A 21,015-nucleotide genomic window follows, 5' to 3' on the forward strand; every position below is an offset into this window, starting at 1 on the left:
AAAATGCCTGATGCTGTCAATAGGCTGATTCAATGCAAATTTGTTTCAATGAATACGAAATGATTATATTTAGCTGACGAAAGAAGTAACTATAAAATAATATCTATATGCTAAGGAGAGGTTTTTTAAAGACTACCGGAGCTGTAGCTTCTGGCATAACCATAGTTCCGGGAGATTTCCTTGCGATGCATCGGGCTGATAGCCATTTACGCAAATCCACAGAGATGCAAGCAAATGATTACCAGCAGTTAGTACGTACTGCATTAGATACCCTTATTGAATATGGTCGTGATCGTTATGGGGATAAGCATTCCCCCATGTTTGCCGCCATTTTAACCCAGGATACGCTGGAATGCCCCCAGGAACCGCCCACAGCACCTTCTGTTTCTGTACGTGTTGATGCAGGGCGTATGTCCCGTCGAGCTCCGGGGTCTTCCAATCATTTCTACGATCAATATACTTTCCGTGCGATGGATCTGATGACCCAATTTACAGGAGATCCGAAATACCGCAACGCTGTACTTGATGCACTTCGTTTCAACCTAAATTACGCCGTCGACCGACGCGGCTTCCCGGCTCTTGGGGGACACATTTCATGGAATTTTTATACAGACAGAGCAAATGATCAGGATGGCGACCACCATGAACTGTGGTTTTGGCCTATGGATTGGGAATTATGGTGGGCTGCCGATCCCGATAAGGCGCGTGCTTATGCTGACCGAATATGGGAATGTCATGTAGTTGACAAAACTACCGGGGAAACTAATCGGCATTCCGACAAACAACATGGATGGTCCTTTTCATGGTGTGACGGCACCCTTATGAGTGCCTGGGCATATGCTGCCATACAAACAGGTGAGCAGAAATACCATGACTGGTGCAAGAAAGTAGCCGGATACCATTGGCAACGACTCAATCCGCAAACGGGTCTGATTTCCGGTTCAGGAGGGCAATACGGGCAAGGAGTTGATCGGTACGACACTAGGGATTTTACAACGACGGTTATGCCATTTGTCAGGAACCTTATCGAAATCGGGCAACAACTCGGTGACAAGGAGATGATCTCCATGGGGCGCACAATACTTGACGGTTATGCACAATATGGCTATGATTCCGATAAGGAACTATTCTATGCGCATCTTACTCTTGATGGCAAGCCAGTGCGTGCCGATGCATTACGCGACTTTGTCGATGGCAAAGACGAACCGGAAGGGTATCTGGCCTCCTGGTTACCCGATGCCGGCTGGCATGAGATGCCCCTTTTTACTGCACAGCTTTATGCCTGGGCTGCAGAGCATGTGGATCGCGATGCTTATCTGCCAACTGCACAACGATTCGGCATTGTCCTAACCCGGGCATGGGAGGGACGCTATGCAGGATTCGAAGACTGGTTTGCCCTCCGCGATGCCATTCAACCCTTTTCCAGAGAAACCTATAAAAACGAACGTGGTATAAGCCACACACGCTATGTTCCCCAGGGGAATTTTAATAAACAATTCGTTGAGGATTACAGGAAGGGTGGTTACGTCTATCAGGCTCCCTACGGCCTTTTCGCCGATCATTACGGTCGTATGATTAAGTTTTGTTCTGCTATGTACAGACTGACTCGTGAGAATGCTTGGAATAGATTGGCGATTGAAGTGGCAGATGAAGCTGTTCGATACCTCTGGAGAGGCAAACTTTTTGTCGGTCACCCTGACAAAACTACTTACGAAAACTCCGATCAAATAGGCATCCTCCTTCAGGCGCTCCTGCAACTTCAGAAAGATGATTGAAGTAAAAACCAAATTATTAATCCAACTTAAATTCAGTTCAAAAAAACATGGCAATCATAAGCGGATTCCTGTAATATGGTATATCTTATATGAAAGTACTGTAGAGTTATTATAAATTGTACACGATAGTGGAATTAAACAACTAAAAATGCTTGATGCTTTCAATAGGCTGATTCAATACAAAAGAATGTTATGTAACACTGGTACAGTATCTGAATAAACCATCATCCGGGACAATCACAAACCATTCAGCTCACTGTCCTTCTGCCATTTGTAACAGCTGAATATACTCCTGCCTTCCCGGGAATAACCGGACCAGTTCCCGGGCATATCTTTTTGCCTGTTCCCTCTTTTGTTCCTGCACATAAAAATGGGAAATGGCGTACAACAACCTTTCGTTGCCCGGATTATTTTTTAATCCTTCAAGGAAGGTATTTTCAGCCTTCTGCTTTTCACTTTGCTGTTGGTACAAAAGCCCCAAATTGTAATAGGCCGCCGCATTTTGATGGTTCACCTGCGTACATTCCTTCAAATAGAAAACGGCAGAATCTGCTTTGTTCATTTCTGCATATAACAACCCCAGGGAATAATAAGCGTGATCATAATCCGGCTCCTGTTCCACTACTTTTTTAAGCAAAGCAGCAGCCCGCTGATTTTGATTTTGGGAATTGTAGATAATGGCCAGATTCATCCGGGCCATATTCTGATAATTATCCTTTTTCAGGGTTTCCTCATAATATTGCTGCGCCAGCCCGGTTTGCCCCGAACGGTGATAATACTGTGCCATGTGCATTTTCTCCCCCGGAAAATCGGCATTGTTCCGGTGGTTACTAAAAAACTCTTCGTTTACTTTATTGTACTGGGTAATAATTTCTGCAGGCGAAGAAGAAATATCCATTCCAGCCAAGGCATTAAATGCTGCCAGGCGCACCACCCGTGCCGTATCGGATAGCATATGGATAAAATGCTCTTTGTTTTCCTCCGGGTTGTACATGCCCAATCCTTCTATTGCCGTGCGCCGAACTAAAAAAGACGGATGGTTGAGGGAGTTCAGCAGCACTTGTTGTGCCTGTGGTCCTCCGTAATTCTCCAGATAATACACTGCCGTGGCCTTGGCAATGTCCGGAACTGTATCAATGCTCACAAGGTGTGCAATTTCCTCCGGGGAGGATTCATGGTTGGCAGCCCGCAGCAGCACTTCCGAAAAATGAAATTCCCGCTCTTTACCATACCATTCATTTACCCAATCCGATGCCCATTGTGCCGACTGATCATCATGACACGTATTGCAGGCATTGGGCATGTCATATTTTACGCTCAAATCGGGGCGGGGAACACGAAAACTATGATCGGGCCGGTAATCGTTTACCATATAATGACGCCCCGGCATATGGCAACTTTCACACTGGGCGCCTTCACTCCCCGGTTCATGAAAATGATGGGACCGGTTATCATACACCCGGAAGTCGTGGCACTGGTAGCAAAGCTGGTTTCCGGGAAGTTTTCGTTCATATGTATGCGGATCATGACAATCGGTACACCGCACGCCTTCCCGGTGCATTTTACTTTGCACGAAGGAGCCCCAAACATATACCTCATCCAGTATCTGCCCATCGGCAAAATATAAGCCGGGCCGCAAAATATCAGGACTGTATTGATCCGTCCAATGCTCGTCGTGATGAAAACGGTTGGTCAGCTGCGACCTCCTCGAATGGCAACGGGCGCAAAACTGCATTTGCTCCTGCTGTTGTGAGTTTCGGCCTAAATAGACCGTTCCGAAAACCTCGCTGGAATCGGGATACAATTTGGAAAGTCTAACATGTTCACTGCCAGGGCCATGACACGATTCGCACGACACATTTATTTCATCCCAGGTAGTTTGATAACTTCCGGTTGCATCCGTATAATTTTTTTGCAGGTTGGTAGAATGACAATCGGCACACATGTTATTCCAGTTTTGTGCCCCGCCGGTCCAATGCAACCACTCGCTGTGGTGAATCTCCAGTTCCGGATATAAATCGAACCACTTATTATCGCGGCTGTCCCAGGCAACATGCGTACACTGGTACCGCCCATCCGGAAATTCAATGATATATTGCTGCAAGGGATAATGTCCGAAAGTATATTTCACCTCGAAGGTATCGGGCACTCCTTCCCGGTTTTCCATTACCATATAAAAAGTGCTGTCCTTTTTAAACATCCTGTTGGTGAAACCTTTGCTTTCGAACCGTACATTATTAAAGTCTCCCAGCACGGTTTCCTCGCCTGCAACCTGCATTGCCTTATAATGATCGGATTTTTTCCAGGCCTCATATTCCAGTTCATGGCATTCTTTACAAGCAGCGCTACCCACAAAACGGGACTCCCGCGTTTCCGCGACAGTGGCCGTTTCTTCCTTGCCTTTTCTGACTATTCCTGCGAGCAACCAAACAATAATGCCTAAAAATGACATAATAGACAGGACAGCGAATTTATTTCTGAAAATATTATTCATGAGCCTGTTACTTCCTTTGCGAATCCTTATTCCGTTCGTTGTAAAAGCAATCAGCTCGACATCGATTTTTTTACCATCTCGTCAACATGGATCCGGGTTGTATTGAGGAATGGAATTCCCAGGTATTTTTCTTCTGTAAACATAATGGGAAATTCGGTACAGCCCTGAATTAGCGAATCGATACCATGTTTGTCAATCATTTTCTGAACAATCCCTAGCAATTCAGTTTGGGTGCTCTCCTTAAAAATTCCTATTTCAAGTTCGGTAAAAAGCAATTCGTTAATCCGGTTAATATCATCTGAATCCGGCGAAATAACCTCAATATTGTCGCGGCCAAAAACATCGGAAAAGAAAGAGGCATTCATGGTAAACTTGGTACCAAACAATCCGCAGCGTTTTAGTCCGGTTTGCTTTGCCCTTGTTTTGCAGGCCTCTACAATACTGATAAGCGGAATAGTCACCTTTTCTCTGATTTCGTCAAAAAATAAATGGGGAGTATTGGCGCTAATGACCGCAAAATCAGCTCCTGCCAATTCCAACTTTGAAATACATTCGACAATATAACCCGCCGCTCCTGTGTAATCTTTTTTTTCCAGCCGACCGATAAAGGTGGCCATATTAACACTGTACACAATAATTTCCGGGTAGTTCAGACTTCCGTTCCCGTTTAACGTATTGATCTGACTAATAATCTCCTTATAATAATCGACGGTGGCTTCCGGCCCCAATCCTCCAATAATACCTATTGATTTCATTTAAAAACGATTTTATACCCCTACAAACAATATCCCTAAACATCCTGTTATGTCACCTTGTTTAGTATTTAGCAGAATCTTCGAAAGCAAATGTAGAAATTAAATCCCAAACACCATTAAGACCTTTTTATCCATTTAAAAAACTCATTCTGTTTAATTTGATTTATAAACAAGTAGACTCAGCGAATTTTTTCTACCAGCCTGCTATTTCTGGCCCTCAGCAAAAAAGCCAGGATGAGCACATTTATTAAGGCCAGGATAACAAAAACCAGAAAGCCCCGGGCATAACCAACTGCGCCAAATGCTCCTGCAATGGTTCCCATAACAGGAGGCAGGGCAAATCCGCCAAAAGCCCCCAGTCCGCCAATCCAGCCGGCAGCGCCGCCCACTGCATTCGGCACATAAACCGGTACCAGTTTAAATATTGCAGCGTTGGCAAATCCCATACCGGCAGCCAGCAATAGCACAGCAAAGACACTGCCCGGGACAGAATGTGAAATGGAAAGTGCTGCCGTGGAAATCAGAATGGCAGTTATTGCGAGCAGGGCCACCTTCTCTCCCCCAAACCTGTCGGCTACAGACCCGCCGGGAACACGCAACACCGAAGCGAGAATGGAAAAAACTGCTGTATATAATCCTGCCTTTACCGAATTGAAACCCTGGAATTCGGCCCAATAGGTCGGGAACCATGCCGTCAAAGCAATAAACCCGCCAAAAGTGGTAAAATACAAAGCCACAAGCGCCCAGGTATTTTTAACTTTTGCAGAAAGGAGAAGGCTGTCTTTTATACTGCCTGCAGGAAAAATCTCCTGCCCTTTTTCCCGGGCCTTTTCTATCGCTTTAGCCTCCGGAACCCCGGCTTTTCGATATTGAAAATAATAAGCATTTACACCGACAATCCCGTAAAGGATAGTCCCCACAAGCAAGAAGAGAAACCATGCAAAGTAAGCGGAAATAAATCCGTAGTATGTCAAAAATACGGGCAATACCAAAGAAAAAATTCCTGGGGCAAGGTTTCCGAGACCGCCAAAGATACCCAGCGCCATACCCTGCTTATTTCGGGGAAACCAGTAAGAAGTTTGCCCGATACCTACTGAAAAGGTGGCAATTCCGCAGCCACTTAAAAAGCCAAAAGTCAATACAAGGCCGTACATGCCTTTCATGCCATCGGGATAAGAAGTAAATAACAGCAGGGTAACGCCGCCCAGCCCTATAACACTGAGCAGCATAAGAATCAGAAATGATTTTTTCCCTCCGTTGGTATCTACCGAAGCGCCAAAAGGAATACGCAACAGAGAGCCCGAAAGTGCCGGAATTGCAATTAGCAGGCCTACCAATGCGGGTGTTAAATCCATCGCTTCCTTAAACTTGACAGCTGTTGGTCCGTATAAAGCAACCGCTGCAAATCCGAAAAAAAATCCAACTGTACTGCCAGTCAGGCCTCTTCTGCTGTTTCCCCTGATATTCATGGTGTAAGTTTCAATATTGGTTTCTTCCAAATCTAAATAAAGTAAAAACCAAATTTTGTAACAGATGCAACATTCCGGATAATTTGGAAAAATCGTCCATCGGTATAATTAATTTGAATAGTTTTGCTGTAAATCAAAATTATATGACAAAATGAAGAAGATAGTTTTACTTTTGGCCGCTTCTTTTGTGGCCGTTTCACTTTTTGCACAAACCGGAAAAGTTCTTGAATCCCTGGTATTTGAAAGCCAAAAGGTGAGTTATCCTGTAGAATACTCTGTTTACCTTCCACCCGACTACGATATTTCACAAAGGAGCTACCCTGTGCTCTATCTGTTACACGGGTATTCCGACGATGAAACAGGCTGGATTCAGTTTGGCGAAGCAAATTCCATTGCCGATCGGGGAATTGAAAACGGCGATTTTCCTCCCTGCATTATTGTAATGCCTGATGGGAAAGTTTCGTGGTACGTGAACAGCCACAACGGCGATGATCCGTGGGAAGACATGTTTACCGAAGAATTTATACCACATATTGAAAAAGAATACCGCATTCGCAGCAAAAAGGAATTCAGGGCCATTGCCGGACTTTCCATGGGAGGAAACGGCGCTCTCTTGCTTTCCATGCGACACCCTGACCTGTTTTCGTCATGCGTTGCTCTCAGCGCCGGCACATTTACCGATGAAGAAATACTAACCGGTAGTGCATACGAGCGTTATTTCGGAAATATTTTTGGTCCGAAACCGACTGACGGCAAAGTGACCGATTACTGGAAATCTTACAGTCCGCTGCACCTGCTGGAAACCGTGGATGCAGACAAACTAAAATCCATCCGGTTTTACATTGACTGTGGCGACGATGATTTTCTTTACAAAGGCAATTCGGCTCTTCATGTAAAAATGCGCAACCTGGGTATTCCTCATGAATACCGTGTACGCGACGGTGCTCACCGATGGGAATACTGGCGCACAGGGCTATACGACGGACTAAAATTTATCTCAGAAAAATTTCACCGGTAAAACCTGCCGGCAATTCTAAATTGAATGTGTAGAATTTTCCCAGCCTTTGGGACAACCTACATGGAAAAGCGCTACGAATAATGCTGCTTAAATTCTTCCCAATGAACGATTTCTTCCAACTGTTTACGTTTCTTGGGAGGAATTTTTTCTTCTTCCGGATAACCTAACGGTATCATAGCTACCGGCACAATATAACCCGGAAGTTTCAATGCCTCCGCACTGCGCTGCGTATCAAAATTGCACACCCAGCAGGTCCCCAATCCCAGTTCGGCTGCCTGAAGGGTCAGGTGGTCAATGGCAATGGCAACGTCAATTTCTGCTGAATCTTTCCCGTCAATACTCCTTTTCCACGATTGCGAATGATCGGCACAGGCCAAGATAACAACCGGCGCTGTTTTAAACCAGTCGCGTTGATAAGCATTATGTAATTTGACCAAATTCTCCGTTTTTTTTATCACAATAAAATGCCATGGTTGAAAATTTACAGCCGATGGCGCCAGTCTGGCTGCCTCCAGTATTTGCAGTATTTTTTTATCATCTACAGGCGTGTCTTTATAACTCCTGACGGAATAACGGCGGTTTATAAGCTCAGCAAACTTCATAATTTCTTCATTACAGATCAAAACCGGAAAAATATGCTTTTTTTAATAAAATCAAGATTTTTTTGTAACGATTTTCCAATCCGGTCGTCTCATTCTATGTTCAGAATAACAAAAACTATTTTTTTAATTAAAATTGGAAACCATGAAAAAATTAAATGTATTGAGTTTGTTCGTCCTTTGTTGCCTCTTTCTCCCGGCTCTTGCCAATGCCATTGATTTTAGCACTAAAATTATAAACTATGAGATAGAGGCCGTTGAAAATGTAACGCCTGATAAATCAGTTGAAAAAGTTTGGAACCTGACCTATGAGGGCTCTGACAAACCGGTTACTGTAGTAAAGCGTAGTACTGCCAAAGGAGTTGTTTACATAGCCACTACATCTTTTTTTGAAGTATGCTACGGCTGTTCACAAAAAGGATTTGGCGTCAGGCCCATAAAGAAAACATGGAGCACTGTTCCCACCGAAATTAACGACGCCGTCCTGAATGCTGACGAAGTAAAAAGACAGGAAGTTATTACTCCCCAAAAAATAGATGACGAAAAAGCATTGGGATTAATTGCCAATTACCTGCCCAATTTACTCAACGGCAACTATAAACACCTGTTAAACTAAAAATCCAGGTTATAATCTGAAAGTAACAGGGTAACCAGAAAAACGGGCCATAGCCAAAATCCTGCCTGAACAAGGGCAAAATTCATAGCAGGAAATGACGTAAAAAAACGGGGAAGTTAGCAGGCATAAAAGTAACCAGACTGAGTATCAGACACGAGTAAAGAACATAAAATACTTAGAAAAGAAAGATTCTTCCAGAGCATTTTATGTACCGGAAAAGGGAAAATGAAAAAATTTGTAATCTGCTGAAAACTTCCCCGGCCCGTTTACCAGCAGAAAAATAAGCAACATGGCCATGGCAAAATCCGTACGGGCAGCATGGGCCATAAACCAGAATCCTTCATTCAGCAGAATGGGGATTTTTGTTGTAATCAGGGCTGTTGCCATAATTGTTAACAACGGAATAGTTGCGAGCCTTGTCAGCAGTCCGGTTAGTATGAATACTCCGCAAACAACCTCGAAGCTTGCAACAAAATATGCCCAGAATTCCGGGTTTTCGAAACCGATATTTTCAAAGCGGCCTACTCCTACCATTTCAGGATAAAGAAACTTCTGAATGCCTTCGGAGAGGAAAACCAGCCCCACTATAATACGCGGAATCATCGATCGGTTGTCATTGTCCGAACTCCAAAGCCACGCTCCAATCTTTTTTATTGAATTCATAATACCCTCATTTTAAATGAGTCCTGCACCCAAACCAATGGAAATAAAAGTAAGCATTACAGCCACTAAAACCTGAACGAACCGGAAAGTTACTTTTTTGAGCAGCCTGCTCCCGGCAAAAGCGCCGGCAATGGCAGCAAGAGTTGCAGAAACAAGCAATGTCAAATTCTCAGACAAGCCGGAAGTCGTAAATCGCGAAGCATAAACCGACAACCTTGTAATGTCAACCAACGACGCAATAATTACCCCGGTGGCAATAAATGCTTCTTTGGAAAGCCCGCTTTTTATAAGAAAAGCACTCCGCAAAGCCCCCTGAACACCTGCCAGCCCCCCGAAAAAACCACTCAACAAACCGCCAAAAATCAACCTGTTACCTCCCATCTGGATCTTTTGCATCGCCGGCAAAATTTCAGACACGGAAAAGAACAACAAAAGAACGGCAATGATTAGCTTCACCGGTGTTATCTGAAACATTCTACCCCAAAGCTCATATTCATAAACAGAAGGTAAACCGGTTATTTTTAGTAACAGCCATGCTCCAATAAAAGATGCCATAACAGCCGGAATACCAAACCTGATTAGAACCGGCCTGCTGGCCATTTTCCCTACCAGGCCCATTTTGAAAATATTATTGGCAAAATGTACGACGCCGGTTAAGGCAATGGCAATCTCCACCGGAAAAAACAGGGCGAATACAGGCATTAAAATGGTTCCCAATCCAAACCCGGAAAAAAAGGTAAGTATGGCAGTAAAAAAGGCGGTAAAACATATGACTGTAATTTCCAGCATTTTTTCTCTTTTCTGTCCGCATGTAAAACATACGGGTTCAATAAATATACGAATAAAAATAAAAGACAAAATGATATTAAAATCAATTCGATTAATAAATTTTGCCTGGAAAGCCCGCCCTTCTTCTATAAATATTGTCAGCAAAAACAGGAAAAATTGCAGTGATGTCTCTCAATGGTTTTACTGCATTTATCCTGTTAGAGTGACGTTAAAGATGCAGGAGGTTCTTAAAAATTACTTACATTTACCGTTTACAAAACTTAATAAATATGAATCAGCTTTTCGTAAAAGAAATTAAAACTCAGAAGTCGGTTAGTTTCTCTGAAGCAGAACATTTACTGGAGAAGCATTGTGTTTCCAATCCTATTCAGATTTTAAACTGGAAAGATTTTAGTTATATGCCGAAAGTCAATTTTCGGATAGGGCACACAGGAGATGAAATCTGGCTAAAATACTATGTAAAAGAAAAACACATCAGGGCCAGGGAAACCCGCACTAACGGTGATGTTTACAAAGACAGTTGTGTGGAATTTTTCATTTCGCCCGGAGAGAAAAATTATTACAATTTCGAGTTTAGCTGTATTGGCACCATCCACCTTGGCTATGGCCCGGGAAGAGGCAACCGGAAATTTGTCGATCCAAAAATTATTGAAAAGATTGATATTAAATCGTCGCTGGGAAGCGCTCCGTTCAATGACAAATCAGGAAACTTTGAATGGGAAATGATGATTCGGATTCCGATTGAATCTTTTGCTTACAGCAACCTGAAAACCTTTAAAGGATTGAATGCAGAAGCCAATTTTTACAAATGCGGAGAAGAAACAGCTGTGATGCATTATGTTACGTGGAACCCCATCAAAACTGAAAATCCGGATTACCATCGCCCCGAGTTCTTTGGGAAGGTGCAATTCGAATAAAATACCCAATGGATTCACCCGCTGAGCCATAATCAACGGGTGAATTTTTTGTTTATCCAACGCACTCGCTGAAATTAACTTCCGTAACCGGTTCTTTTGACAAAAAAAAACGATACCGGAGATGGGAAACTTACGCCTTTTCCAAAAACATTTTCAAATTCAAGCAAAAAGCCTTTTGTTTCAAACATAAGTTCATTATATTTGTAGTGTATTAATTAAAAATGGAGGTTATTATGCCAGGATTAAACAGAACAGGACCAATGGGTGCAGGCCGGATGACAGGGAAGCAGCTTGGCAGATGCACCGGAAGTACCCATGACATTTCAGAGAGTAAATCCAGAAATTTCAGGCGTGGATTCCACAGTGGGTCCGGACGTGTTGGCAGACGAGGTTTTAGATTCAGATGGAGAAATCCTTATTGGAACTATCCCAAAAATCTTTGTCAGAACAGCTCAGACGAAACATTGCTCCAAAATGAAGTGTGGGTATTAAAAGACCAACTAATGAGAATTGAAAAGGAATTGAAAAAAATCCGCAAAGCCAAGAATGAAGATTGAACAAGTGGGTTTTGCTTCCTGAAATTATGGAAACTCATCACTTTTCAGGCCTCTCAATATTGAGAAGCCGAAAAGTTTTTTTAGTTAAAATTTGACATTTATTGCAGACAAATAGTCTAAAAAAACAAACAAAAACATTTAAAATGACACCGGGAAAAGGAATGGGAACTGGCGGCCACAGGGGCAGGAATAAGGGGGGAGCCTATGGCCCCGGCGGTTATTGTCTTTGCGTGAAATGCGGGCACAAAATCCCCCATAAACAGGGAATAAAATGTACCGAAATTAAATGCCCGGAATGTGGCCACACCATGGTGCGTGAGGAGCTTGTAAAAAACAAAAAACAGAAGAAGTAACCCACCCATCTAAAACTGAGACAAATAGCTACTATTCGAAAAAAAAATATCGAAATCATCATTGGATTTATTGGCGACTTACCCTAACTTCGTCATTCATTGTAGCAGGCTTAACTATACTTATGAATGTACTGGAGAAAACATTGGTCGACTCATTAAAGAAGGGAAACCACAAATCCTTTGAACTGGTATTTAAAACCTACTATCCCCGATTGTGTACTTACGCATTCGACTACACCAAACAACTGGAGACAGCCGAGGACATTGTAAAAGATTTTTTCCTCGATTTTTGGCAAAACCGGGAAAAAATTTCCATAAAAACTTCCATGTCGGGTTACCTTTTCAGGTCGGTACACAACGCCTGCATCAACTACCTGGAAAGGGAAAAAAGAAAAAACAAGACACTTTTGGTGGAGGATATAACGGTAGTCGAACTGAAAATCAGGCAGCCACTTTCTCCCGATTATCCCGTTGGAAATATTTTGGCCAAAGAACTGGAAGAACAGATAAACCTTCAAATCGAAAAACTTCCACCACAATGCAGGGAAATTTTTATACTGAGCCGTTTTGAAGGACTGTCGCACAAAAAAATTTCTGAAAAACTGAATATTTCTGAGAATACAGTTAAGGTTCAAATATTCAGAGCATTAAAAAACATCAAAGAAGCCCTTCCACACCTATTCATTCTTCTTTTCTCATTCTTCAAATAAAAAAAACACTCCCCCTTGTAATACCTCCAGGTAAAAATTGTGTCATCATAATTAGAAAACAAAAAATGAAAGAGAACTTAAACATAACAGAAAACGAGAAAAAAGCCCTCATCGATTATTTCTCAGGAAAACTCACATCGGAAGAATCCGGGCTACTGAACAACTGGCTTGAAAAGAGTGAAGGCAACAAGTTGCTGTTCGACCAGATGACAGATATATGGCAAGCCAGCCATTTTACCCGGATAAATGACAAAATAAATATGGAAGATGCCTGGAAGGAAATTCAGGATCAACTAAGTAAAGAAAACAAAAAACCTATTCAGAGCTGGGTTAGGTTACTCAAAGTAGCCGCCGTTTTGATACTGGTTTTCATTCTGGGAGGAATTGGTCATGCTTTGCTTCACAGCAAACCCAATATTGCAGATCCCTTTCTTGTTGAATATGTAGCCCCTCTTGGTTCACGCTCGTTTGTAAAAATGCCCGACGGTAGTAAAATCTGGCTCAATGCCGGAACAACGCTGTCATACAATAGCCATTTCGGCATTGAAAACCGTGCAATAAACCTTTCGGGCGAAGCTTTTTTCGAAGTAGAAAAAAACCCGGCGCTTCCGTTTACAGTTCAAACCAGTGAATTAAATATTACAGCGCTCGGCACAAAGTTCGATGTAAAAGCTTACAGCGAAGAAAAAACCATTGAAACCACGTTAATTGAAGGCTCTGTCAGATTGGAAGGAAATAATTTCAAACTAACAGAAGATGTGATACTCACGAGGAACGAAAAAGCCATTTTTACAAAACATAGTAAATCCGTTGATTTTATTGATACTAATCAATCCTTAAAAGAAAATGAAACGGTGCCGAAACAAGAATCCGGATTAAAAATTATCACCTCCATCGAACCGGATCCTATTATCTCCTGGAAAGATGAAAGGTGGATAATAAACAACGAAAAATTAGGTTCACTTTCCCAAAAACTGGAACGCCGGTATGCTGTGAACTTTATTTTCGACAACGAATTACTGAAAGAATATTCATTTGGAGGAACACTTGAAGACGAAACACTACAACAGGTGTTGGATGCTATTTGCTCAAGTTCCCCAATCAAATACGTCATTGAAGGAAAAACAGTTTACATAATGTCTGATAATCAAAAAATGGGAAAATTTAAACATTTGCTTATGAAATAAAATCCGTATTTAAAAAGGGAGATCAGTATGACCTCCCAAATCTTGTGTAAAGATAATGTTGCTTCATATTGGCACTATGAGGCAACACATTTTAAACCTTAACGATTCAAAAATATGAAAAATTTTTTTAAGGAACTGTCTCTTCCTTGTAAACGAGGCATTAAAAAGGTTTTACTTATGACGAAACTAACATTCTTTCTAAGCGTATTTCTGGTCTTGCAAATGTCCGCAAGCGTGTATTCGCAAACGCGCTTGTCCATCAAATCCAAAAACAAAACAGTAAAAGAGGTATTTTGGGACATTGAGAAACAGAGTGAGTTTCGTTTCTTTTACAACGAAGATTTTGTGGATATGAAACGCAAAGTCGACTTTAACATTGAAAACGAAACGATTACTGAAATCATGGCTCAACTTTTCGATTTTTCGAAAACCACCTATAAAATTGCAGAAAATAACCTCATTGTGATTATTCCGGCCGAAGGGCAACAGCCCCAAACGGTAAGAGGCAAAGTCACCACAGCCCAGGGAGAGCCAATTCCGGGTGTAACTGTTATGCTCAAAGGAACCAATTCCGGAACGGTTACAGATGTCAATGGAAGTTATTCCATTACAATTCAGCAACCAAACGATGTCCTCGCATTTTCTTTCGTAGGTCTTTTAACCCAGGAGCTTGAGATTGGAGAACAATCGACGATTAATGTAACGATGAAAGAAGATATAGTGGGAGTGGATGAAGTAGTTATAGTCGGCTACGGGAGTCAAAGAAAAGTAAATCTCACCGGAGCCATTGCGACAGTTGACGGGGAAGCTCTTGCCCGGCGCCAGGTAGCTCAGTCCTCCATGGTATTACAGGGTGTTGCTCCCGGTGTGGTAGTCACTCAGCGCAGTGGTCAGCCCGGACGCGATGGCGGAGCGATCAGCATCAGGGGAAAAACAACACTGGGCAACAGCAATCCTCTCATCCTTGTTGACGGGATAGAAATGGGAATTAACAACATCGATCCTACTTTAATTGAATCCGTCTCTATATTAAAAGATGCAGCATCTTCATCCATCTATGGTTCAAGGGCTGCCAATGGTGTTATCCTGGTAACAACAAAAAGGGGGCAGCAAGACAAACTGTCTGTTTCGTACAACGGATATGTGGGAACACAACAACCTACCTTCCTTCCGAATATGGTAGGAGCCATTGACCACATGCTGCTTACTAATGAAGCCTATGTAAACGTAGGTAAATCCCCTCTTTATTCAGAGGAATATATTGAGGAATACCGGCAGGGAATGGCAACCAATCCGGATAGGTATCCTGACACAGACTGGTACGACCAGGTCTTAACCGGTAATGGGTTAATGCAGAGTCACTTTTTAACGATGAACGGGGGAACTGAGAAAGTAAGGGTTTTGGCCTCACTCGGATACCTGGATCAAAACGGTATCATGTCAAATACCAATTTCGACCGATATACGTTACGCATCAATACCGACCTTAATTTAACCAAAAGCTTTTCAGCACAGGTTGATGCCCACATTAAACAATCTCATTTAGTTGAACCTTCAAGAGGAACAAACTCTGCAATCCACTGGTCGGGGCGCATACCCGCAAACCAGGGGGGTGTTCTTTCCAATGGGCAATGGGGCGAAGGTTGGAATGGAGATAACCCGATTGCTTTTACAAAAGACGGCGGGCTATATACCCAGGAGGCTCCTTCGTTTTCCCTGAACCTTGTTTTGAAATACCAACCCGTTGACTGGCTTTTTATGGATTTGGCCTACTCTCCAAACTACTGGCAATCCAATGTATCCGATTTTGTTAAAGCCATTCAAACCTACAGATGGGATGGCTCGGAAAGTTATAAAGCCCCCCAGAAAAGTACGCTCAACACAAGCCATAGCCGTAGTCTGCACAATAACCTGAGAAGTACGATGACATTCAGCAAAGAATTTAAGGATCACGCGGTGAAATTACTTTTGGGTTATCAGCAGGAAGATTACCGAAACGATGCGCTAAGAGGCTACCGGGAGGTTTTTCCATTCCCTGATTATCCGGTACTGAATTCCGGTGGTGAAGAAAACCAGAAAGCTTACGGTTCGGCCAGCGAATGGGCGTTGCAGTCATTCTTTGGGAGGGTAAATTACGATTTCAAAGGACGATACCTGTTTGAAGCCAATTTCCGGCAAGATGGTTCATCGCGCTTTGTCACCGGCCGGAAATGGGGATTTTTCCCCTCATTCTCAGCAGGCTGGAGATTATCAGAAGAAAATTTCTTTGAATCACTTAGTCCTATTATAAATAATCTAAAAATCCGAGCTTCATGGGGACAATTAGGAAACCAGGATATTGGACTTTACCCGTTTTCTTCCGATGTTAATCTTGGATTGAAATATGTTTTCGACAAGCAGGTAAACAGCGGTGCAGGGATTACCAGTTTGGCCAACACCGAAATTTCGTGGGAAACGACCACAGCTTCCAATCTCGGCGTGGATCTTACTTTATTCGATCGCTTAAATATTGTGGCCGAATACTATTATAAAGTAACTGATGATATTCTTCTGGATCTTGATATTCCCAGGATTATTGGAATGGATGCCCCGGAACAAAACGCGGGAAAAGTTGAAAACAGAGGGTGGGACCTTGGTTTGAACTACAGCAATTGGGACAACGAATTTAAATATGAAATTGGCATCAACATTTCGGATGTAAAAAATAAGGTATTAGACTTAAAAGGCGTGAACAAAACCGGACTAACAGTTAATCACGAAGGATATCCCATGCTTTCCATATATGGTTTGGAGGCTGATGGATTTATTGAAGAGGAAGACTTTAATGAAGATGGGACATATAAATATGCCAGACAATATGGTACCATTGCACCCGGCGACATTAAATATATCGACCAGAATAATGACTCAATTATTAATGCCAGTGATTATAAAATAATTGGTGCAACAATACCCCGCTATACGTTTGGTCTCACGTTTAACGGCCAATACAAGAATTTCGATATTGGTATTTTTCTTCAGGGAGTAGGAAAGGCTGATGGAATAATCCGCGATCAGGGTATTATGCCATTTCTTATGGGAGGTACTATCCAGGAACAACACAAAGACCGTTGGACCCCTGACAATAAGGATGCAACATTCCCTCGTTTTGCATTTAATGAAACCAATAATGAACAAACATCAAGTTTCTGGATGCGCAATGCGGCTTATATGCGGCTAAAAAACCTGCAGGTTGGCTATTCCTTGCCGGCAAGTGTAACCAACCGGATAAAAGCCGAAAAGCTTCGTATTTACCTGAGTGGACAAAACCTGCTTACCCTGGAAAACTTCTGGGATGGATACGATGTTGAGGCTCCTGTGGGTAATGGAGGTTACTATCCACAAGTAAAAACTTTCAGTATTGGTGTTGATGTCAAATTTTAATTGTAAAAAAATATGAAATCAAAAATAAAATATTCCATTTTAACCATTTTACTAACATTTGCGTTGGTATCATGCGAAGATTATCTGGAAAAATATCCGCTAAATAATCCATCTGACGCCACATTTTTATCTAACGAAACAGAGCTGAAGATGGCAGTGGCCGGTTGCTACAACATATTATGGTCGCGAGTACAATCAATGCCATTTGTTCCTGTTTTCGATCAAGTATCTGATATTGGCTGGGACAGGAATGGTTCTCCGCTTCAGGCAGCAGGGCGTGGTGACGCTGATTCAAGAAATGCCGATTTGTTAGGCCTTTGGACAAATTTATACCAAGGCATATCAAGATGCAATTATTTGATTACAAACATGGAAAGAGGACAAGAAAACATACCGGCTCAGGTTTTTGCACAGAGCAAAGCAGAAGCCCGATTTCTTAGAGCACTCTATTACCATTATCTAATAGAACTTTGGGGTGGAGTTCCATTGGTAACAACTCCTTTATCTCTGTCTGAGTCTAATGTTCCAAGAGCTACAAAATCGGACATCGCTGACTTTCTGATTACTGAATTGAACGAATGCGCCAATGATTTGCCGCAAGAAACCAATCCTTTATCGGGAAGAGCTTCAAAAGCAGCAGCGTGGGCACTCGTATCAAGAATAGCTTTGTATAATGAACGTTGGAGCGATGCTATTTCTGCTGCGCAAAAAGTAATGGCCATGGAAGGCACAGAAGTACTTTTACATGACAACTATATGGATCTTTTCCAATATGCCGGGCAGGATTCAAAAGAAATAATTTTTTCTGTTCAATTCCTGAAAGGAGAACAGATGCACTCTATGTTTCGCTTCTTTGGTACCCGAAATGCAAAAGGACATACCAATAAGAAGCCAAGTTACCAAACTGCTGACACGTGGGAATGTATTGACGGACTTCAGATTGATGAATCGCCATTGTATGATCCGCAAAATCCATTTGCAAACAGAGACCCCAGGTTAAATTTTACGCTTTCATTGCCTGGTTCTATCTTTTTGGGATTTCAGTATGAAACCCACGGCGACAGCCTTTATTGCTGGAATTACAATGTGGATCCGCCGCAAAGAATACCCAACCTGGAAGCCACTCACGCTTATGCCACATTTACCGGAATTGGCTGGCGAAAATATGCCGATAACCTGGATAAAGATGCTGTAAACGACAGTGAGCTGAATATGATTGTAATGCGCTATGCTGAAGTCTTGCTTAACTACGCTGAAGCAAAAATTGAAGCCGGTCAAATAGACCAGTCTGTTCTTGATGCCATCAACAAAGTGAGACAGCGTCCAACAGTTGAGATGCCTCCAATTACAACCACTGATCAAACAGAACTGAGGTATGCAGTAAGACGCGAAAGAAAATATGAATTGTCTTGTGAAGGACTCCGTCTTTTCGATATCCGCAGGTGGAAAATTGCAGAGAATGTTATGAATCTGCCTGTTCTGGGTCGTATGAAAAAAGCGTATCCAGCTATTGCCCCAAGAGTAGACGAACACGGAACATCGTATTACGACAATATTCCGATAGCTCAGCAGGGAGAATCAGCAGACTTTAAAATGCGCGTGGTGGAGATTCGCTCTTTTGATAAAAATCGCGACTATTTATGGCCGATTCCTTATGTTGAAATGGATACAAATTCAGAAATGACACAAAATCCCGGATACGGGGATTAGCTTAGTTTAGTTCATTGTGGTTCCCCGGCGAAACCCAGGGAACCACTTTTTTCTTTTTGTTCTCAAAAAAATAGGAAGAATAGTACTATACCCGTTATATTAGCGCCAAACATTAAGTAATGTTTAAACCGCTTAATTTTCTAACTGTTTTATTTATTAAAATTTCATTTATTTCGGATTTAATGAATGGGAGTTTGGATATAATACCCTTTTCCTAATTTATTCTAGAAATACTAAAAAATGTAATCATTATTAACCATTAAGATATTACTATGTTTGCTACAAAAAAATTTCTGACAATTATTCTTGCACTGATTGTGTCATCAATATTTCCATTCGATGCCCAAAGTCAAACAAAGGAGTACGACATTGTAATTTACGGGGGAACCTCTGCCGGGATTGCGGCAGCCATTCAAAGTTCGCGTATGGGGAAATCGGTAGTGGTAATTGAACCATCCACACGACTCGGAGGATTAACCACCGGCGGGCTGGGAGCCACTGACATTGGTAACAAACAGGCCGTTGGCGGAATTTCCCGTGAGTTTTACCAGAATATTAAAAGGTATTACGAAAAACCGGAAAACTGGAAATGGCAGAAACCGGAAGAATACCGACAAAGCAGAAACAAAAAAGGAGAAGATGCGATGTGGACTTTTGAACCGTCAGTTGCATTAAAAGTATATGAAAAAATGATGGCAGCCGAAAAAATCGATGTGGTCTATGAGCAACGGCTGAACCGAAAAAACGGTGTAAAGAAACAGGCAAAAAAGATTGTGGAAATTGAAATGGAAGGCGGACAGAAATACCGTGGAAAAATGTTTATCGACGCCACTTACGAGGGTGACTTAATGGCAACTGCCGGTGTTAGTTACACCTACGGCCGTGAATCAAACAAGGAATATGGCGAAACATTGAATGGGGTTCAGGCCAATGATATTGGCATAACCCTCAAAAGGGGCGTTTCACTCAACAGCATTCACCACAATTTTATTGATGGCGTTGATCCCTACGTTGTACAAGGCGATCCTTCGAGCGGATTATTGCCGTTTATTGTTGAAGGTGGCCCCGGTATTGACGGGCGTGGCGACAAAGGTATTCAGGCCTACTGTTTCCGTATGACCCTGACCGACCATCCGGACAACCGCATTCCTTTTAAAAAGCCTGTTGGGTACAACGAACTGGAATATGAACTCCTTTTCCGGAATTATGAAGCTGCCGAAGGGCCGATTGAAGAAATGTACCATTACGGCGATCCACTGGTTCCCTGGATAAATTCAGCGATGCCTAACCGGAAAACCGACACCAACAACCAGAAGGGTTTCTCTACCGATTTTATCGGGCAGAACTGGGATTATCCGGAAGGCAGCTATGAAGAACGTGAAAAAATTATCGAACGGCACCGGTCGTACCAGCAGGGATTAATGTGGACCCTGGCCTACCATCCGCGTATTCCGGAGAAAGTAAGAGACGCCGTTTCGAAATGGGGAACCTGCAAAGATGAGTACGAACGGGAAGACGGTTGGCAGCAGCAGTTGTATATCCGCGAAGCACGCCGGATGATTAGCGATTATGTAATGACCCAACGCCACTGCGAAGGATTGGATGTGGCTGAAGATCCGGTTAGCCTGGCAGCCTACGGAATGGATTCGCACCAGGTGCAACGCTATGTAGATGCCAATGGTTATGTCCAGAACGAAGGCAACGTGGAAGCACATGGATTTTCACCCTACCCTATCAGCTACCGTTCCATCATTCCCAAAAAAGAAGAATGCAACAACCTGCTGGTACCTGTTTGCGTAAGTTCGACCCACATTGCTTTCGGCTCCATTCGTATGGAACCTGTCTTTATGATTTTGGGCCAGTCGGCAGCCACTGCAGCGGCTTTGGCCATCGAAAACAAAACAGATGTACATGCACTGGACTACAACATTCTGAAAAGCCGTTTGCTGGAAGACAAACAAATTCTGGCACACGAATGAG

17 protein-coding genes are annotated in these 21,015 nt (G+C 42.6%); 11 read left to right on the forward strand and 6 right to left on the reverse strand.

The window, feature by feature from the left end; genetic code table 11:
• Positions 1 to 107 precede the first annotated feature (107 nt).
• Complete coding sequence (locus D1164_RS02530) at positions 108 to 1,775, forward strand: glycoside hydrolase family 88 protein (RefSeq protein WP_119348377.1); 1,668 nt, start codon at positions 108 to 110, stop codon at positions 1,773 to 1,775.
• Positions 1,776 to 2,028: 253 nt separating this feature from the next.
• Here D1164_RS02530 and D1164_RS02535 read toward each other — a convergent pair whose 3' ends face one another.
• The 3 genes from D1164_RS02535 to D1164_RS02545 form a co-directional block, all read right to left on the reverse strand.
• Positions 2,029 to 4,227 (reverse strand): multiheme c-type cytochrome, encoded by a 2,199-nt coding sequence (locus D1164_RS02535; protein WP_172594317.1) that lies wholly within the window; start codon positions 4,225 to 4,227, stop codon positions 2,029 to 2,031.
• Between the two features lie 92 nt (positions 4,228 to 4,319).
• Positions 4,320 to 5,024 (reverse strand): aspartate/glutamate racemase family protein, encoded by a 705-nt coding sequence (locus tag D1164_RS02540; protein ID WP_119348379.1) that lies wholly within the window; start codon positions 5,022 to 5,024, stop codon positions 4,320 to 4,322.
• 179 nt (positions 5,025 to 5,203) lie between these two features.
• A complete protein-coding gene (locus D1164_RS02545; protein ID WP_119348693.1) occupies positions 5,204 to 6,493 on the reverse strand; it encodes an MFS transporter in 1,290 nt (429 codons plus the stop codon).
• Positions 6,494 to 6,644: 151 nt separating this feature from the next.
• Here D1164_RS02545 and D1164_RS02550 point away from each other — a divergent pair, with 151 nt between their 5' ends.
• Positions 6,645 to 7,511 (forward strand): alpha/beta hydrolase, encoded by an 867-nt coding sequence (locus tag D1164_RS02550; protein ID WP_119348380.1) that lies wholly within the window; start codon positions 6,645 to 6,647, stop codon positions 7,509 to 7,511.
• Positions 7,512 to 7,582: 71 nt separating this feature from the next.
• Here the strand turns inward: D1164_RS02550 and D1164_RS02555 are convergent, their stop codons facing one another.
• Positions 7,583 to 8,113 (reverse strand): nitroreductase family protein, encoded by a 531-nt coding sequence (locus D1164_RS02555; RefSeq protein ID WP_119348381.1) that lies wholly within the window; start codon positions 8,111 to 8,113, stop codon positions 7,583 to 7,585.
• 142 nt (positions 8,114 to 8,255) lie between these two features.
• Here D1164_RS02555 and D1164_RS02560 point away from each other — a divergent pair, with 142 nt between their 5' ends.
• Positions 8,256 to 8,726, forward strand: coding sequence for a hypothetical protein (locus D1164_RS02560; protein ID WP_119348382.1), 471 nt, complete (start codon positions 8,256 to 8,258; stop codon positions 8,724 to 8,726).
• 204 nt (positions 8,727 to 8,930) lie between these two features.
• On the opposite strand, the gene D1164_RS02565 is transcribed toward D1164_RS02560, so the two are convergent.
• Both D1164_RS02565 and D1164_RS02570 read right to left on the reverse strand, forming a co-directional pair.
• On the reverse strand, positions 8,931 to 9,389 hold the full coding sequence (locus D1164_RS02565) for a DoxX family protein (protein ID WP_119348383.1): 459 nt from the start codon (positions 9,387 to 9,389) through the stop codon (positions 8,931 to 8,933).
• Positions 9,390 to 9,401: 12 nt separating this feature from the next.
• Positions 9,402 to 10,178 carry a sulfite exporter TauE/SafE family protein gene (locus tag D1164_RS02570; RefSeq protein ID WP_241558244.1) on the reverse strand — a complete coding sequence of 259 codons (777 nt, stop codon included), beginning with the start codon at positions 10,176 to 10,178 and terminating at the stop codon, positions 9,402 to 9,404.
• 269 nt (positions 10,179 to 10,447) lie between these two features.
• On the opposite strand from D1164_RS02570, the gene D1164_RS02575 reads away from it, so the two are divergent.
• The 8 genes from D1164_RS02575 to D1164_RS02610 all read left to right on the forward strand — a co-directional run bounded on the left by D1164_RS02575 (position 10,448) and on the right by D1164_RS02610 (position 21,014).
• The gene (locus D1164_RS02575; protein WP_119348384.1) at positions 10,448 to 11,095 is read left to right on the forward strand and encodes a carbohydrate-binding family 9-like protein; all 648 of its coding nucleotides are present in this window, start codon (positions 10,448 to 10,450) and stop codon (positions 11,093 to 11,095) included.
• A gap of 233 nt (positions 11,096 to 11,328) precedes the next feature.
• The gene (locus D1164_RS02580; protein ID WP_147371995.1) at positions 11,329 to 11,652 is read left to right on the forward strand and encodes a DUF5320 domain-containing protein; all 324 of its coding nucleotides are present in this window, start codon (positions 11,329 to 11,331) and stop codon (positions 11,650 to 11,652) included.
• Between the two features lie 143 nt (positions 11,653 to 11,795).
• On the forward strand, positions 11,796 to 12,005 hold the full coding sequence (locus D1164_RS02585; RefSeq protein WP_119348695.1) for an SIR2 family NAD-dependent protein deacylase: 210 nt from the start codon (positions 11,796 to 11,798) through the stop codon (positions 12,003 to 12,005).
• A 122-nt stretch (positions 12,006 to 12,127) separates the two neighbouring features.
• Entirely contained in the window at positions 12,128 to 12,715 is a 588-nt protein-coding gene (locus tag D1164_RS02590; RefSeq protein ID WP_119348386.1) for an RNA polymerase sigma-70 factor, read from the forward strand.
• 65 nt (positions 12,716 to 12,780) lie between these two features.
• On the forward strand, positions 12,781 to 13,902 hold the full coding sequence (locus tag D1164_RS02595; protein ID WP_119348387.1) for a FecR family protein: 1,122 nt from the start codon (positions 12,781 to 12,783) through the stop codon (positions 13,900 to 13,902).
• Positions 13,903 to 14,079: 177 nt separating this feature from the next.
• Positions 14,080 to 17,325 carry a TonB-dependent receptor gene (locus D1164_RS02600; RefSeq protein WP_172594318.1) on the forward strand — a complete coding sequence of 1,082 codons (3,246 nt, stop codon included), beginning with the start codon at positions 14,080 to 14,082 and terminating at the stop codon, positions 17,323 to 17,325.
• 12 nt (positions 17,326 to 17,337) lie between these two features.
• A complete protein-coding gene (locus D1164_RS02605) occupies positions 17,338 to 19,035 on the forward strand; it encodes a RagB/SusD family nutrient uptake outer membrane protein (RefSeq protein ID WP_119348389.1) in 1,698 nt (565 codons plus the stop codon).
• A gap of 272 nt (positions 19,036 to 19,307) precedes the next feature.
• Positions 19,308 to 21,014 carry an FAD-dependent oxidoreductase gene (locus D1164_RS02610; protein WP_119348390.1) on the forward strand — a complete coding sequence of 569 codons (1,707 nt, stop codon included), beginning with the start codon at positions 19,308 to 19,310 and terminating at the stop codon, positions 21,012 to 21,014.
• Position 21,015: the final 1 nt, after the last annotated feature.

The sequence above is a fragment of the Mariniphaga sediminis genome (genome assembly GCF_003573545.1).
GTDB classification, from domain to species: domain Bacteria; phylum Bacteroidota; class Bacteroidia; order Bacteroidales; family Prolixibacteraceae; genus Mariniphaga; species Mariniphaga sediminis.

What these genes read in the sequence shown, in the direction of transcription:
- D1164_RS02610 (WP_119348390.1), top strand. Translation starts at nt 19,308, where the DNA reads ATGTTTGCTACAAAAAAATTTCTGACAATTATTCTTGCACTGATTGTG.
- D1164_RS02595 (WP_119348387.1), top strand. Translation starts at nt 12,781, where the DNA reads ATGAAAGAGAACTTAAACATAACAGAAAACGAGAAAAAAGCCCTCATC.
- D1164_RS02585 (WP_119348695.1), top strand. Translation starts at nt 11,796, where the DNA reads ATGACACCGGGAAAAGGAATGGGAACTGGCGGCCACAGGGGCAGGAAT.
- D1164_RS02590 (WP_119348386.1), top strand. Translation starts at nt 12,128, where the DNA reads ATGAATGTACTGGAGAAAACATTGGTCGACTCATTAAAGAAGGGAAAC.
- D1164_RS02600 (WP_172594318.1), top strand. Translation starts at nt 14,080, where the DNA reads ATGACGAAACTAACATTCTTTCTAAGCGTATTTCTGGTCTTGCAAATG.
- D1164_RS02545 (WP_119348693.1), bottom strand. Translation starts at nt 6,493, where the DNA reads ATGAATATCAGGGGAAACAGCAGAAGAGGCCTGACTGGCAGTACAGTT.
- D1164_RS02570 (WP_241558244.1), bottom strand. Translation starts at nt 10,178, where the DNA reads ATGCTGGAAATTACAGTCATATGTTTTACCGCCTTTTTTACTGCCATA.
- D1164_RS02565 (WP_119348383.1), bottom strand. Translation starts at nt 9,389, where the DNA reads ATGAATTCAATAAAAAAGATTGGAGCGTGGCTTTGGAGTTCGGACAAT.
- D1164_RS02580 (WP_147371995.1), top strand. Translation starts at nt 11,329, where the DNA reads ATGCCAGGATTAAACAGAACAGGACCAATGGGTGCAGGCCGGATGACA.
- D1164_RS02530 (WP_119348377.1), top strand. Translation starts at nt 108, where the DNA reads ATGCTAAGGAGAGGTTTTTTAAAGACTACCGGAGCTGTAGCTTCTGGC.
- D1164_RS02575 (WP_119348384.1), top strand. Translation starts at nt 10,448, where the DNA reads ATGAATCAGCTTTTCGTAAAAGAAATTAAAACTCAGAAGTCGGTTAGT.
- D1164_RS02605 (WP_119348389.1), top strand. Translation starts at nt 17,338, where the DNA reads ATGAAATCAAAAATAAAATATTCCATTTTAACCATTTTACTAACATTT.
- D1164_RS02540 (WP_119348379.1), bottom strand. Translation starts at nt 5,024, where the DNA reads ATGAAATCAATAGGTATTATTGGAGGATTGGGGCCGGAAGCCACCGTC.
- D1164_RS02550 (WP_119348380.1), top strand. Translation starts at nt 6,645, where the DNA reads ATGAAGAAGATAGTTTTACTTTTGGCCGCTTCTTTTGTGGCCGTTTCA.
- D1164_RS02560 (WP_119348382.1), top strand. Translation starts at nt 8,256, where the DNA reads ATGAAAAAATTAAATGTATTGAGTTTGTTCGTCCTTTGTTGCCTCTTT.
- D1164_RS02555 (WP_119348381.1), bottom strand. Translation starts at nt 8,113, where the DNA reads ATGAAGTTTGCTGAGCTTATAAACCGCCGTTATTCCGTCAGGAGTTAT.
- D1164_RS02535 (WP_172594317.1), bottom strand. Translation starts at nt 4,227, where the DNA reads ATGTCATTTTTAGGCATTATTGTTTGGTTGCTCGCAGGAATAGTCAGA.